The organism is Streptococcus sp. HMSC072G04 (genome assembly GCF_001813295.1).
Lineage (GTDB): Bacteria > Bacillota > Bacilli > Lactobacillales > Streptococcaceae > Streptococcus.
In genome coordinates, this window is sequence record NZ_KV812036.1 from 254,238 (window position 1) to 268,275 (window position 14,038).

A 14,038-nucleotide genomic window follows, 5' to 3' on the forward strand; every position below is an offset into this window, starting at 1 on the left:
CATGAAAATTATTGTTCCAGCAACCAGTGCCAATGTAGGGCCAGGTTTTGATTCTGTTGGAATTGCCGTGACTCGCTATTTGACCATTGAAGTCCTTGAACCAACTGATACTTGGTTCATTGAGCATGATCTAGGAGCAGGGATTCCGACAGATGAGAAAAACCTTTTGCTCTCAACAGCCCTTTCTATCTCAACTGATATGCAGCCCCATCGAATCAAGATGACCAGTCAAGTGCCTTTGGCGCGTGGTCTGGGTTCTTCTAGCTCGGTCATTGTCGCAGGGATTGAATTGGCCAACCAATTAGCCAACCTCCAGCTATCAGACGCTGAGAAATTACGCATCGCGACCGAGATCGAAGGTCATCCGGATAATGTAGCTCCAGCTATCTTTGGGAATATGGTCATCGCGAGCTACATCGGTGAAGATGTCCAATATGTCACGGCTGACTTTCCAAGCTGTGACCTTGTGGCCTTTGTACCGAGCTACCAATTGAAGACCAGTGATAGTCGGAATGTCCTACCGAAAGAATGGTCTTATAAGGAAGCTGTTGCAGCTAGTAGCGTAGCCAATGTCGCTATCGCAGCTCTCCTCAAGGGAGATTTGCTGACGGCTGGTCGCTCCATCGAGTCTGATCATTTCCACGAACGCTACCGTCAATCTCTTGTCAAAGAGTTTCCTCAGGTCAAAGAAGTCGCGCATGCGCATGGGGCTTACGCCACCTATCTGTCGGGAGCAGGCCCAACGATCATGAACCTCTTAGTGCCAGAGCATACAGCAGCCTTTGTCGCAGCTCTCGAAAAACTCGGGCTAGATGGTCAGATTTTCCAACTTAAAATTGACACATTTGGCGTTCGTGTTGAGAAATAAACCTCAATGTAACACAAATGAAAGAAGGATGTATACGAATGTATATGTCCTTTTTGCTTCTCCTATGGTAGAATAAGAATTGTATGGGGAAAAGCTCAAGCTTTCCCGAAAGTTTAGGGGGAAACATGAAACCAGAATATTTATATAGTATTGCTACCGATCTTGGGCTGCAATTTGATGGCGAAGCCCGTGTGATGTATGGAGAGCGTGAAGGCTTCTTGTTAGTCATTGAAGGCGCTCAAACCAAGAATGTATTTACCATTTCACTCAGTGTGAAACAAGGTTCCGAAGGAGACTTGATCGAAGATAGTGAAATTCTTTGGAATGAATTAAAAGAACAATCAAAAGCCATTAATGCCATCTCTTCTGATGGTTACTTGACCTCGATCGTCGTCAAAGGTGGAATGACCAAAGGGAAGGCTGTCGAAACCTTATGGACAGCTATCCAAGATATTGTTGATTTCTTGCTCAACCACCAATTTGTGCAAGTGAATGCGGAAACGGGTGAGGAAGGACCAATCGGTCTGTATCAAATTGGAGATGCGATCTTTTTAATCGATGATGCAACCTTTAGAGCCTACCAAACCGAAGTGCAAGATACAGTTGAGGCTTATGAAGCGCGGGAAGAGAATTTCCTTTTAGGGATTGTAGGGGCTGTGATCGGTGTGATCATCGGTGGAGCAGTTGCCCTCTTGGTAGCGCGTCTTGGCTATGTATCTGTTTTAGCAGGGGCTGCCCTCGGTTATTGTACTATCAAAGGTTATGAGATCCTTGGTAAGAAATTGACTAAAAAAGGTGTGGTAGTGTCAGCTATTTTGATGGTCTTGACGGTCTTTTTGGTCAACCAATTAGATTATACTTTGGCGCTCATGAGTGAACTGGATTTGCCATTTGGTATGACCTGGACGCTTCTCAATGAAGCGACATTCTCAGGGGACGTCCCAGATAAATTTTACTTGAATCTAGGATTGCTAGCTGTCTTCACTCTTGGTGGTGCTTGGATTTCGGTCAAATCAGCTCTGGATGGACAAAAGAATCGTGCCATCGCTCGTAAAATTGCATAATGAATGATAAAAGGAAGACCTGAATATTATAGGTCTTCTTTTGTTTTTTAGAGTCGAAAAATAGTCAAAAATTTGGTATAATAGTTTGTATTTTTATAGAGAGAGAACAGACAGAAAGATGAATGAAAAAATGAATCAAATTCTTGAAGGGATTGATATCCGTTTTCAAGAACCTTTAAAACATTATACCTTCACAAAGGTAGGTGGGAATGCTGAATTTTTAGCTTTTCCTCGCAACCAATACGAATTAAAACGCATCGTCCAATTTGCCAACCAAGAGCAAATCCCATGGATGGTCCTGGGCAATGCGTCCAATATCATTGTCCGAGATGGGGGCATTCCGGGATTTGTCATTATGTTTGATCGCTTGCGTGACATCAGTGTGGATGGTTATGTGATCGAAGCAGAGGCAGGAGCTAAACTCATCGACACCACCCATGTGGCCTTGCATCATAGTTTGAAAGGCTTCGAGTTTGCTAGTGGCATTCCAGGCAGTGTCGGTGGCGCAGTCTTTATGAATGCGGGAGCCTATGGAGGAGAGATCGCGCATGTCCTAGTATCCTGTAAGGTCTTGACCAAAGATGGGGAGATCGAAACTCTGTCAGCGAGTGAACTAGCTTTTGGCTACCGCCATTCTAAGATTCAAGAGACAGGTTCTATCGTCATCTCTGCCAAATTTGCTTTGTCACCAGGCAATCACGAGCAAATCAAACAGGAGATGGATCGGTTGACCCATCTTCGTCAGTTGAAACAACCCCTTGAATACCCTTCTTGTGGATCCGTCTTTAAGCGTCCTGTTGGCCATTTTGCAGGTCAATTGATCAGCGAAGCAGGTCTAAAAGGCTATCGAATAGGTGGTGTGGAAGTTTCTGAAAAGCATGCCGGCTTTATGGTCAATGTCGATAATGGAACAGCTAAGGACTACGAAGATTTGATCGCCCATGTCATTGAGGCAGTAGAAGCTCATTCAGGCGTCCGTTTAGAACCAGAAGTTCGTATTATCGGCCAAGCCTAAGAGATTAAGTATTGAAGAACAATTGATATTGAACCATCGATAGCATCAGTCGGAGAGGGGGTGAGTGCCTATCGATACCGTAAATAGGTGGGGCAGTCTAGTAAGTCCCCGAGAGGTATTGGTGGTCTGACAGGTTTTCCTGTCAGCCGCTGCATTTTCGTTTGAAAAGCAGTTTGCTAATCGCAGTAAAGAAGGAATTTATGTGAATTGAAAAAACCAATTATTGAGTTTAAAAATGTTTCAAAGGTCTTTGAAGATAGCGGAACCGTTGTCCTAAAGGATATCAATTTTGAATTGGAAGAAGGGAAGTTCTATACCCTGCTCGGTGCATCTGGATCAGGGAAATCGACTATCCTTAATATCATTGCCGGTCTTTTGGACGCGACGACTGGAGATGTCTACCTTGATGGGGAACGGATCAATGATGTCCCTACCAACAAACGGGACGTCCACACCGTCTTTCAGTCCTATGCCCTGTTTCCACATATGACGGTCTTTGAAAATGTGGCTTTTCCCCTTCGTTTGAAAAAGGTGGACAAGGCTGAGATCGAACGTCGGGTTTCAGAAGTCTTGAAAATGGTCCAGTTAGCTGGATTTGAAAAACGCTCGATCCAAAAATTATCTGGTGGTCAACGCCAGCGGGTAGCTATTGCCCGGGCTATTATCAATGAACCACGAGTGGTCCTTTTAGATGAGCCCTTGTCTGCACTTGACTTGAAGTTGCGGACAGACATGCAGTATGAGTTGCGGGAATTGCAACAACGTTTGGGGATTACCTTTGTCTTTGTTACCCATGACCAAGAAGAAGCCCTTGCAATGAGTGACTGGATCTTTGTCATGAATGAAGGGGAAATCGTCCAATCTGGTACACCAGTAGATATCTATGATGAACCGATCAACCACTTTGTAGCCACCTTTATCGGAGAGTCCAACATTCTAGATGGTCGCATGATCGAGGACTACTTAGTTGAGTTCAATGGCAAACGCTTTGAAGCCGTCGATGGGGGGATGCGTCCAAATGAACCAGTTGAAGTCGTCATTCGTCCAGAAGACTTGCGCATCACCCTTCCTGAAGAAGGCAAGCTCCAAGTGAAGGTGGACACCCAGCTCTTCCGTGGTGTTCATTACGAGATCATCGCCTATGATGATTTGGGAAATGAGTGGATGATCCATTCCACTCGTAAGGCCATCGTAGGAGAAGTCATCGGGCTAGACTTTGAACCAGAAGATATCCACGTTATGCGTCTCAACGAAACCGAAGAAGAATTCGATGCGCGGATCGAAGAGTACGTTGAAGTGGAAGAGCAAGAAGCTGGTTTGATTAATGCTATTGAGGAGGAAAGAGATGAAGAAAACAACCTCTAATCTATTTATCCTCCCCTATTTCTTGTGGATTTTTCTCTTTGTCTTGGCTCCTGTAGTCATGATCATCTTTCAATCCTTTTTTAACGTTGAAGGGCAGTTTTCACTTGAAAACTACAAAGAGTTCTTTACTTCGCAAAATTTGACCTATTTAAAGATGAGCTTTAATTCGGTCCTTTATGCCGGAATCGTCACCTTGGTGACACTCTTGATCTCCTACCCGACTGCTTACTTTTTGACGCTGCTCAAACACCGGCAGTTGTGGTTGATGTTGATCGTCTTGCCAACCTGGGTCAATCTCTTGCTCAAGGCCTATGCCTTTATCGGAATCTTTGGGCAAAACGGCTCCATCAATAGCTTTTTAAGCTTTCTCGGAGTCGCTCCCCAGCAGATCCTCTTTACCGATTTCTCCTTTATCTTTGTAGCCAGCTACATCGAGTTGCCTTTTATGATTTTGCCGATCTTTAATGTCTTAGATGACTTAGATCCAAACTTGATCAATGCCAGCTATGATTTGGGAGCCAATCGTTGGGATACCTTCCGTCATGTGGTCTTCCCCTTGTCCATGAATGGAGTCCGCTCAGGTGTGCAGTCTGTCTTTATTCCTAGTCTGAGTCTATTCATGTTGACACGGATGATCGGTGGAAATCGCGTCATTACCTTAGGGACTGCGATTGAACAGCACTTCCTGACAACACAAAACTGGGGAATGGGTTCTACCATCGGAGTTGTTCTGATCCTTGCTATGCTCTTTACCATGTGGGCAACAAGAGAAAGGAGAGAACGATGAAAAAAGTATCTCATTTCTATCTAGGGTTCGTCTTTCTAATCCTCTATCTTCCTATCTTATATTTGATCTTTTATGCCTTCAATAAAGGGGGAGATATGAATGCCTTCACGGGTTTCACGCTTGAGCATTTCAATGAATTGTTCGCAGATAGTCGCCTGATGCTGATCTTATCAGAGACCTTCCTCTTGGCCTTCCTGTCAGCCTTGATTGCGACGGTGATCGGAACCTTTGGAGCCATTTATATCTACCAATCCAAGAAAAAGTTAGAAGGACCATTGCTTTCCATCAACAACATTCTCATGGTAGCGCCAGACGTTATGATCGGGGCCAGCTTCTTGATTCTCTTTACGACGGTGAAGTACCAGCTAGGTTTCCTATCTGTTCTGGCTAGCCACGTTGCTTTCTCGATTCCCATTGTAGTCTTGATGGTCTTGCCACGACTCAAGGAAATGAACCGGGATATGGTCAATGCTGCCTATGACCTAGGAGCTACCCAAGTGCAAATGCTCAAAGAGATCATGTTGCCGTATCTGACACCAGCCATTATCGCGGGCTACTTTATAGCCTTTACCTATTCGCTTGATGACTTTGCCGTGACCTTCTTTGTAACCGGAAATGGATTTACAACCTTGTCTGTAGAGATCTACTCACGTGCGCGTCAAGGGATCTCCCTCAGTATCAATGCCTTGTCCGCCCTTGTCTTTCTCTTTAGTGTGCTCTTGGTCATCGGTTATTACTTTATCACCCGTGAAAAGGAGGAAGCAGCATGAAAAAACTTTATTCATTCCTAACTGGGATTGTCCTTGTCATTCTGGTCCTCTGGGGAATTAGCCACCAGATCGAAGCGAGCATGAATACCAAGAATAGTGACAAGTTGGTCATCTACAACTGGGGAGATTATATCGATCCAGAATTGCTCAAGGAATTCACCAAAGAAACAGGGATTCAGGTGCAATATGATACCTTTGATTCCAACGAGGCCATGTACACTAAGATCAAGCAAGGGGGAACCACCTACGATATTGCGATTCCAAGTGAATACATGATTGCTAAGATGATGGATGAACATCTGGTTGAAAAGTTGGACCAATCCAAGATCAAAGGGATGGAAAATATCGATCCAAAACTCTTGAACCAATCGTTTGATCCGGGCAACCAATATTCAGTCCCTTACTTCTGGGGTACCTTGGGGATTATCTACAATACCAAGATGGTCAAAAATGCTCCTGAACATTGGTCAGATCTCTGGCGTGAAGAGTACAGAAATGACATCATGATGTACGATGGTGCGCGTGAGGTCATGGGAATTGGTCTCAATACCTTGGGCTATAGCCTCAATGAAAAGGATCCAAAGAAATTGCAAGAGGCAGTAGATAAACTCTACACCTTGACGCCAAACATCAAAGCTTTGGTTGCTGATGAGATGAAAGGCTATATGATCCAAAACAATGCGGCTATTGGGGTGACCTTCTCAGGAGAAGCCAGCCAAATGCTCGAAGCCAATAAGGATCTTCGCTATGTCGTCCCAACTGAAGCCAGCAACCTTTGGTTTGATAACATTGTCATTCCAAAAACCGTGAAAAATAAAGAAGCAGCATATGCCTTTATTAACTTCATGCTTCGTCCTAAAAATGCTTTGAAAAATGCTCTTTATGTCGGCTACTCAACGCCAAATAAAAAAGCCAAAGCCATGTTGCCAAAAGAAATCCAAGATGACCAATCCTTCTATCCAAGCGATGAAACACTGGACCATTTGGAAGTCTATCAACAATTAGGCAAGAAATTGCTTGGAGTCTATAACGATCTTTACCTTCAGGTCAAGATGTATCGAAAATAACACAAAAGGAACCTCAGGGTTCCTTTTTGATTGCTGCATAAAGTCGCTAACTAGTGAGTTAGATTGAGATTCAAATGAAAGATGCTATAATAGTAAGGAAAGTGACTAGCCCATTCAGTCATGAAAGGAAGGATTGGAGAAGAAGAAATGAAAAGACGACTGGAATTATTTTTGATTATTCTGTTACCTATCCTAGGACTCGTTTTTCTAGGAGGAAAGATCATGCACCTAACCAAAAGACCCGAACAGAAGATAACAACCACTTCTTCAAAGAAAGTCGTACAAAAATCAGAAGAAGAAATAAAAAAAGAACAAGTAGCATACCTCAAAGAACATGAGCAAGAAATCGTTGATTATGTGAAAGCCCAAAATCCGAAAGTCGAATCCGTTCAGATTGATTGGGATGAAACTCAGATGAGTGATGGTGGGCTTACAACTCCCGAATATTATATGAATATTTTTGGACGCATTAATCATATCGAGAACTCAGGATGGGGAGTGGATATTCCAATTAATGATGATCAGTCAATTAACATGCGAGAAATGTTTATGCTCCATGAACCTACGATTGACGGAAAGCCTATTTCCTGATCAAGTATAATGCATTTTGAAAAAGAACTGTTTTAGAAAAAGATAGCACATGATAAAACAAACGGCGTTTAAATTAATCACTACATTAGCTCTCCTTGCAAGTATAGGAGGATGTACAATAAAATCAAAAGAGCAAACGAAACAAGCACCCATTGCAACCCCTTCGACAACCAAGGAAGATAAAGAAGCGACGAAGCAAAAACAAATTGCCTATTTGAAAGAACATGAAAAAGAAATTGTTGATTTTGTGAAAGCTCAAAGTCCGAAAATCAAATCCGTTCAGATTGATTGGAACAGTATGCAAATTGAAGAGTCTGGGAATGGAACGCCTCAGGGTGGTGGATACAATTTATCTATTTCTGGTAAGATTAATCAATTAGAAAATACAAAATTCTCCGTTGATTTTTACCTAGAAGATCAAAATAGCATACCAACTATCAAAAAAATGGGCATGCTTAATGATATCTATATCGAAGAAAATGGTGGCTGGAAAATTTTTTCCTAAGTAAATAGAAGTATTAGTGTTAGGAGGAAAATGAAAAGTAAAATGAAATGTACACTTAAGTTATTAGCTTTAATGCTTATTTTCACAAGTATTGGAGGTTGTACTGTAAAGCAAAAAGCTCATAAGAAACAAGCACAAACTGTCACCACTTCCTCCACCAAAGAAGATATAGAAGTGATCAAACAAAAACGGCTCGCTTATCTCAAAGAGCACGAGCAAGAAATCGTCGATTTTGTGAAATCGAAGAGTTCAAAGATTGAATCTGTTCAAATTTATTGGGACGAAACGCAATGGATTGAGGGTGGAAATGGGACACCACAAGGTGGAGATGAGGTCATAGAAATTTTTGGTACCGTCAATCAGCTAGAAGATTCAGGATGGAGGGTGGATGTTGTATTTGATTCTGATCAAAAGATGACTTTCAGTATGGGCTATAATATTAGTATTAAGGGTGATTATATTGAGTAAGAACTGGAAGATTCAAAGCCTGTAAGGAGGATTTATGAAGAGACAACTGGAACTATTTTTGATTATTTTGTTACCGATCCTAGGACTGGTTTTTCTTGGAGGAAAAATCATGACCCTGACCAAAAGACCCGAACAGAAGATAACGGCCTCGTCTTCGAAGAAAGTCGTACAAAAACCAGATGAAGAAATAAAAAAAGAACAACTTGACTACCTAAAAGAACACGAACAGAAGGTTATTGATTTAGTCAAAGCACAAAATTCAAAAGTTGAATCCGTTCAGATTGATTGGGATCATACACAATGGAGTGATGGTGGACTGACAACTCCTGAATATTATATGAATGTTTATGGAGGTATAAATCATATTGAAGAATCGAGTTGGGGAGTAGATATCCCAATTAATGAGGACAATACATTAAATTTAGATGAGATGTATATAGGATCCGACATTAGAATTGGGGGGAGATTATTTGACTAATTGGAATTTAAAAAGTTTTGATAATCTATATGCTTCATTAGCAGAATCAGCTTACAGATATAGACCCAAAAAGTTTCCATATGAATGATTGGATCAAATCCAGGAAGAGCATTCAAAGCTCAAGTGGGAGTATGACAACAAGATAGATGCTTTCTATAAAAATCAGAAAAAGCTGGAATCGAAAGCCAAAAAAAATCAGTAAGGGCGCCCTTACTGATTTTTTAGTTGGTTCCGGATGATGCTGTATCTGCGCCACTGTCTGTTGCTGTGGAACCTTGGTCTTGTGCGGCAGACGAACTAGATTCTGTAGCAGATGAGCTATCGGTTTCTTTTTGTGAACTTGTTTCTGTATTGCTTGAATTGGTTTGTGTATTGGTGTTAGCATCTGTATTGGTAGCGCTTGAGTCAGATCCCTTATCGTGAACCACGACAACGCTGGTGCTACTAGATGGTTTGTCTTCTGTTTTTTGATTATCTTTATTGAGCAGGCTCATGATGGTAAAGGAAGTGACGATAATCCCTAGGAGACTGGCAATCGTAGCTACAACCGTTTGAAATACGGACAAACCTTGTTTGACTTTCTCACCGCGAGATGGTCTTGTATCAACTTTTTCCTCAGGTTTTTGGTTTTTGTTACTTCTTGAATATTGTGACATGTTCATTCTCTTTCTATCAAAAATTGTTTTTTAACACTTTCCTATTATAAGTCATTTTCTGAAAAATGTCTAAAAAGAACTGATTTTTATAGAGTGATTTTGCTGCATCTCTCTTTATCAAATCCTTGTCCCAAGCGGTTAGAAATGATAAAATAGAAGTTACGTAAAAAGAAAGTGATGGATGCGTAGGACATGATCTATTTTGACAATTCAGCAACGACTAAACCCTATCCAGAAGCCCTTGCGACTTATACAGAAGTAGCGACTCGGATCTGGGGCAACCCTTCTAGTTTGCACAATCTAGGTAGTCAAGCTACTCGTATTTTGGAAGCTTCTCGGAAACAAATTGCGGAGCTAATTGGCAAGAAAGCTGAGGAAATTTACTTCACGTCTGGTGGGACAGAAGGGGACAACTGGATCATCAAGGGGGTCGCCTTTGAGAAAGCTCCTTATGGCAAGCATATCATTGTCTCTGACATCGAGCATCCTGCCATCAAGGAATCAGCTGCTTGGCTCAAAACACAGGGATTCGAAGTGGATTACGCTCCTGTGGATGCGCGTGGCTTTGTCAAGGTGGATTCCTTGGCTAACCTACTCCGTCCGGATACGACCTTGGTCTCTGTCATGGCCGTCAACAATGAGATTGGTTCTATCCAGCCCATCCATGACATCGCGGCTCTTCTGGAAGATCGCCCAACGATTAGTTTCCATGTCGATGCGGTTCAAGCCTTGGCAAAGGTAGCAACAGAAGTTTATCTACCAGAGCGCGTGGACTTTGCGACCTTCTCTAGTCACAAATTTCATGGACTTCGCGGAGTAGGCTTTGTCTATATCAAAGAAGGTAAAAAGATCACCCCTCTCTTAACCGGAGGTGGTCAAGAAAAAGAAATGCGCTCGACAACTGAGAATGTGGCAGGTATCGCAGCAACAGCAAAAGCCCTACGCTTAGCCATGGAAAACCAAGAAGCTTTTGCCAGCAAGACCCAGCAGATGAAAGAAGTCATCCGCAAAGAGTTGGCTAACTATCCAGATGTCACTATCTTTTCTGGTGAGGATCACTTTGCACCTCACATCTTGACTTTCGGGATCAAGGGAGTTCGTGGAGAAGTAGTGGTCCATGCCTTTGAAGAGTTTGATATTTACATCTCAACAACCAGTGCCTGCTCGTCCAAAGCTGGAAAACCAGCTGGAACCTTAATTGCTATGGGAGTAGATAAGAGTATTGCACAGACAGCTGTTCGCTTGAGTCTCGATCTTGAAAATGACATGAGCCAAGTCGAGCAATTCTTGACCAAGTTCAAACTGATTTACGAGCAAACACGAAAAGTACGTTAATTTTAGAAGGAAATCAACATGACCTTAACCTATTCAGAAATTATGATTCGCTATGGAGAGCTTTCTACTAAAGGAAAGAACCGTATGCGTTTTATCAATAAACTTCGCAATAATATCCAAGATGTTTTATCTATCTATCCAGCTGTCAAAGTGACAGCCGACCGCGATCGGGCGCATGCTTATCTGCATGGGACGGATTATGAGCCAGTAGCAGAATCCCTCAAGCAGGTTTTTGGAATCCAAAATTTTTCACCCGTTTACAAGATTGAAAAATCTGTTCCGGCCTTAAAAGCAGCAGTGCAAGAGATCATGAAGGAGATTTACAAGGACGGCTTGACCTTTAAAATCTCAAGTAAACGCAGTGACCATACCTTTGAACTCGATAGTCGCGAGCTTAATCAAACCTTGGGAGGTGCGGTCTTTGAAGCGATCCCAACGATTCAAGCTCAGATGAAAAAACCAGATATCAACTTGCAAGTTGAAATTCGAGAAGAAGCAGCCTATATCTCTTATGAAACCATAAAGGGGGCAGGTGGCCTTCCTGTTGGTACGTCTGGCAAGGGCATGCTCATGCTTTCTGGTGGGATCGACTCTCCAGTAGCTGGTTACCTAGCCTTGAAGCGTGGGGTAGATATTGAAGCGGTTCACTTTGCTAGCCCACCTTATACCAGCCCAGGAGCTCTTAAAAAAGCCCATGATTTAACACGGAAGTTGACCAAGTTTGGTGGCAATATCCAATTTATCGAGGTGCCCTTCACAGAGATCCAAGAAGAAATCAAGGCAAAAGCGCCAGAAGCTTACCTCATGACCTTGACCCGTCGCTTTATGATGCGTATTACAGACCGTATTCGCGAGGTTCGCGGTGGTTTGGTGATTATCAATGGTGAAAGCTTGGGACAAGTGGCTAGCCAAACCTTAGAGAGTATGCAGGCCATCAATGCAGTAACCAATACGCCGGTTATCCGTCCGGTGGTGACCATGGACAAATTGGAAATCATCGATATTGCCCAAGCCATTGATACCTTTGAAATTTCTATCCAGCCATTCGAAGACTGTTGTACCATCTTTGCGCCAGACCGTCCAAAAACTAATCCGAAACTCAAAAATGCGGAGCAGTATGAGCAACGGATGGATGTGGAAGCTTTGGTTGAGCGTGCGGTAGCAGGTATCATCGTAACCGAGATCACACCAAAAGCAGAGAAAGATGAGGTCGACGACCTAATCGAGGATTTGCTATAGGAGAGACTGGGAGTATCCAGCCTCTTTTTCTAACCAACTTAAAGGAGACAAGATGAAAAAAATTATCGTTTTAATGACAAGTTTGCTTTTGTTGACAGGCTGTGTCAAAGTATCATTTACTGGCCCGAAAAAAGAAGAAAAAACCAGCCAGTCAACCAGCAGTAAAAAAGAACCCCTCACATTTGTCAGAGCCGACCAGTACAAAGACCAGGACAACGAAGTCTTGGAAGCATCTGAGAAATTTATCAAGGAACATCCAACGCTTGGAGAAGCTGGAAAATTATTTGTCTTTTTCCCAGGCTATACCTTTGGAAATGAGGAAAACCGCTTCGCCTTGTTCTTTATTGTGAATCGCACTACCACAACCATCGATCGTGATGGATCCTTTGTTCTGAATTTGGAATATGATGGAGAGCCACTTTTCAAAGATGTCACAGTTGACTATGAAATCAACGAATCTGGTGTATTGAAACCCAATACAGCTGCAGCGATTCCTATCAAAATCACCAAGGAACAAGAAGAAAAAATGAAGGGCATGAACGATTCGTCTAAAGCCAAAATGAGTTTCAATGACTTTAAGTTTAAGGATAAGTAGATGAAGGAGTCGGACTGACAAGCGATCTTAACATAAAAGATACAAAATAATCCATTTTATAAAAGAAATTCGTTTTCAAAGCGCAAAAATACTTGTCATTGTCTGATAGAAGTGATATACTAAGAGAGTTGACTATGCACATGCCTGTGCAACCGCTCGAACATCGTCGCTCATTTCCATGAGAGTAAGTGGTTCGTCCCACGATGCTAGGCGAGTCTTCACAAAAATACGGGGAAACCCAAAAATACATAGGAGGTGCATAATGAGCACATACGCAATCATTAAAACTGGCGGAAAACAAGTTAAAGTTGAAGTTGGTCAAGCAGTCTACGTTGAAAAATTGAACGTTGAAGCTGGTCAAGAAGTTACATTTAACGAAGTTGTTCTTGTTGGTGGTGAAAACACTGTTGTCGGAACTCCACTTGTTTCAGGAGCTACTGTTGTTGGAACTGTTGAAAAACAAGGAAAACAAAAGAAAGTTGTTACTTACAAGTACAAACCTAAAAAAGGTAGCCACCGTAAACAAGGTCACCGTCAACCTTACACTAAAGTTGTCATCAACGCTATCAACGCTTAATTTTTAGGAGAACACATGATACAAGCAGTCTTTGAACGAGCCGAAGATGGCGAGCTGAGGAGTGCAGAAATCACTGGGCACGCTGGAAGCGGTGAATACGGCTTTGATGTCGTGTGTGCATCGGTTTCGACTCTAGCCATTAACTTTGTCAACTCTGTTGAGAAATTTGCAGGCTACGAACCGGATCTAGAATTAAACGAAGAAGAAGGTGGCTTCCTGCGGGTGACGATCCCGACGGATATTCCACCACATCAAAGAGAAATGACCCAACTATTCTTTGAATCATTTTTCTTAGGGATGGCAAACTTATCGGAGAACTCATCGGAGTTCGTCCAAACAAGAGTTATCACAGAAAACTAACATGGAGGAAAACAATTATGTTGAAATTGAATCTTGCTAACTTGCAACTTTTCGCCCACAAAAAAGGTGGAGGTTCTACATCAAACGGACGTGATTCACAAGCAAAACGTCTTGGAGCTAAAGCAGCTGATGGACAAACTGTAACAGGTGGATCTATCCTTTACCGTCAACGCGGTACTCACATCTACCCAGGTGTGAACGTTGGACGTGGTGGAGACGATACTTTGTTCGCAAAAGTTGAAGGCGTAGTACGCTTCGAACGTAAAGGTCGCGATAAAAAACAAGTTTCTGTTTACCC

Annotated in this window: 18 protein-coding genes and 1 other annotated feature; of the genes, 17 read left to right on the forward strand and 1 reads right to left on the reverse strand. The window is 42.5% G+C overall.

The window, feature by feature from the left end:
• Position 1: 1 nt before the first annotated feature.
• The 11 genes from thrB to HMPREF2904_RS09180 all read left to right on the forward strand — a co-directional run bounded on the left by thrB (position 2) and on the right by HMPREF2904_RS09180 (position 8,978).
• Positions 2-868, forward strand: coding sequence for a homoserine kinase (thrB, locus tag HMPREF2904_RS09130; protein WP_070588901.1), 867 nt, complete (start codon positions 2-4; stop codon positions 866-868).
• Positions 869-951: 83 nt separating this feature from the next.
• Complete coding sequence (locus HMPREF2904_RS09135) at positions 952-1,932, forward strand: hypothetical protein (protein WP_070662159.1); 981 nt, start codon at positions 952-954, stop codon at positions 1,930-1,932.
• A 118-nt stretch (positions 1,933-2,050) separates the two neighbouring features.
• Positions 2,051-2,947, forward strand: coding sequence for a UDP-N-acetylmuramate dehydrogenase (murB, locus tag HMPREF2904_RS09140; RefSeq protein ID WP_070662162.1), 897 nt, complete (start codon positions 2,051-2,053; stop codon positions 2,945-2,947).
• Positions 2,948-3,154: 207 nt separating this feature from the next.
• Positions 3,155-4,312, forward strand: coding sequence for an ABC transporter ATP-binding protein (locus HMPREF2904_RS09145; RefSeq protein ID WP_003016463.1), 1,158 nt, complete (start codon positions 3,155-3,157; stop codon positions 4,310-4,312).
• On the forward strand, positions 4,293-5,099 hold the full coding sequence (locus HMPREF2904_RS09150) for an ABC transporter permease (protein WP_003011144.1): 807 nt from the start codon (positions 4,293-4,295) through the stop codon (positions 5,097-5,099). Before HMPREF2904_RS09145 ends, HMPREF2904_RS09150 begins: the two co-directional genes overlap by 20 nt.
• Positions 5,096-5,869 carry an ABC transporter permease gene (locus HMPREF2904_RS09155; RefSeq protein ID WP_070662165.1) on the forward strand — a complete coding sequence of 258 codons (774 nt, stop codon included), beginning with the start codon at positions 5,096-5,098 and terminating at the stop codon, positions 5,867-5,869. The genes HMPREF2904_RS09150 and HMPREF2904_RS09155 overlap by 4 nt, the downstream gene beginning before the upstream one ends.
• A complete protein-coding gene (locus HMPREF2904_RS09160; protein ID WP_003016505.1) occupies positions 5,866-6,936 on the forward strand; it encodes an ABC transporter substrate-binding protein in 1,071 nt (356 codons plus the stop codon). Before HMPREF2904_RS09155 ends, HMPREF2904_RS09160 begins: the two co-directional genes overlap by 4 nt.
• A gap of 120 nt (positions 6,937-7,056) precedes the next feature.
• The gene (locus HMPREF2904_RS09165) at positions 7,057-7,527 is read left to right on the forward strand and encodes a hypothetical protein (protein ID WP_070662168.1); all 471 of its coding nucleotides are present in this window, start codon (positions 7,057-7,059) and stop codon (positions 7,525-7,527) included.
• Positions 7,528-7,576: 49 nt separating this feature from the next.
• Positions 7,577-8,032: a hypothetical protein gene (locus HMPREF2904_RS09170; RefSeq protein WP_070662171.1), complete on the forward strand. Its 456-nt coding sequence runs from the start codon at positions 7,577-7,579 to the stop codon at positions 8,030-8,032.
• A gap of 30 nt (positions 8,033-8,062) precedes the next feature.
• The gene (locus HMPREF2904_RS09175; RefSeq protein WP_070662175.1) at positions 8,063-8,500 is read left to right on the forward strand and encodes a lipoprotein BUG3; all 438 of its coding nucleotides are present in this window, start codon (positions 8,063-8,065) and stop codon (positions 8,498-8,500) included.
• Between the two features lie 34 nt (positions 8,501-8,534).
• Positions 8,535-8,978, forward strand: a complete 444-nt coding sequence (locus HMPREF2904_RS09180; RefSeq protein ID WP_070662178.1) for a hypothetical protein — start codon at positions 8,535-8,537, stop codon at positions 8,976-8,978.
• Between the two features lie 221 nt (positions 8,979-9,199).
• Here the strand turns inward: HMPREF2904_RS09180 and HMPREF2904_RS09185 are convergent, their stop codons facing one another.
• Positions 9,200-9,634, reverse strand: coding sequence for a DUF6556 family protein (locus HMPREF2904_RS09185; protein ID WP_049498239.1), 435 nt, complete (start codon positions 9,632-9,634; stop codon positions 9,200-9,202).
• A 192-nt stretch (positions 9,635-9,826) separates the two neighbouring features.
• On the opposite strand from HMPREF2904_RS09185, the gene HMPREF2904_RS09190 reads away from it, so the two are divergent.
• From HMPREF2904_RS09190 to rpmA, 6 genes are all read left to right on the forward strand, one after another.
• Positions 9,827-10,969, forward strand: a complete 1,143-nt coding sequence (locus tag HMPREF2904_RS09190; protein ID WP_070662182.1) for a cysteine desulfurase family protein — start codon at positions 9,827-9,829, stop codon at positions 10,967-10,969.
• Between the two features lie 18 nt (positions 10,970-10,987).
• On the forward strand, positions 10,988-12,208 hold the full coding sequence (gene thiI / locus HMPREF2904_RS09195) for a tRNA uracil 4-sulfurtransferase ThiI (RefSeq protein WP_049499090.1): 1,221 nt from the start codon (positions 10,988-10,990) through the stop codon (positions 12,206-12,208).
• 52 nt (positions 12,209-12,260) lie between these two features.
• Complete coding sequence (locus tag HMPREF2904_RS09200) at positions 12,261-12,803, forward strand: membrane lipoprotein lipid attachment site-containing protein (RefSeq protein ID WP_070662185.1); 543 nt, start codon at positions 12,261-12,263, stop codon at positions 12,801-12,803.
• 140 nt (positions 12,804-12,943) lie between these two features.
• Positions 12,944-13,031, forward strand: a sequence feature (ribosomal protein L21 leader region).
• Positions 13,032-13,065: 34 nt separating this feature from the next.
• Entirely contained in the window at positions 13,066-13,380 is a 315-nt protein-coding gene (gene rplU, locus HMPREF2904_RS09205) for a 50S ribosomal protein L21 (RefSeq protein ID WP_003007734.1), read from the forward strand.
• A gap of 15 nt (positions 13,381-13,395) precedes the next feature.
• The gene (locus HMPREF2904_RS09210; RefSeq protein ID WP_003002581.1) at positions 13,396-13,740 is read left to right on the forward strand and encodes a ribosomal-processing cysteine protease Prp; all 345 of its coding nucleotides are present in this window, start codon (positions 13,396-13,398) and stop codon (positions 13,738-13,740) included.
• Positions 13,741-13,757: 17 nt separating this feature from the next.
• Positions 13,758-14,038: 50S ribosomal protein L27 (gene rpmA / locus HMPREF2904_RS09215; protein WP_070662188.1), on the forward strand; the 281-nt coding region annotated here is incomplete at its 3' end.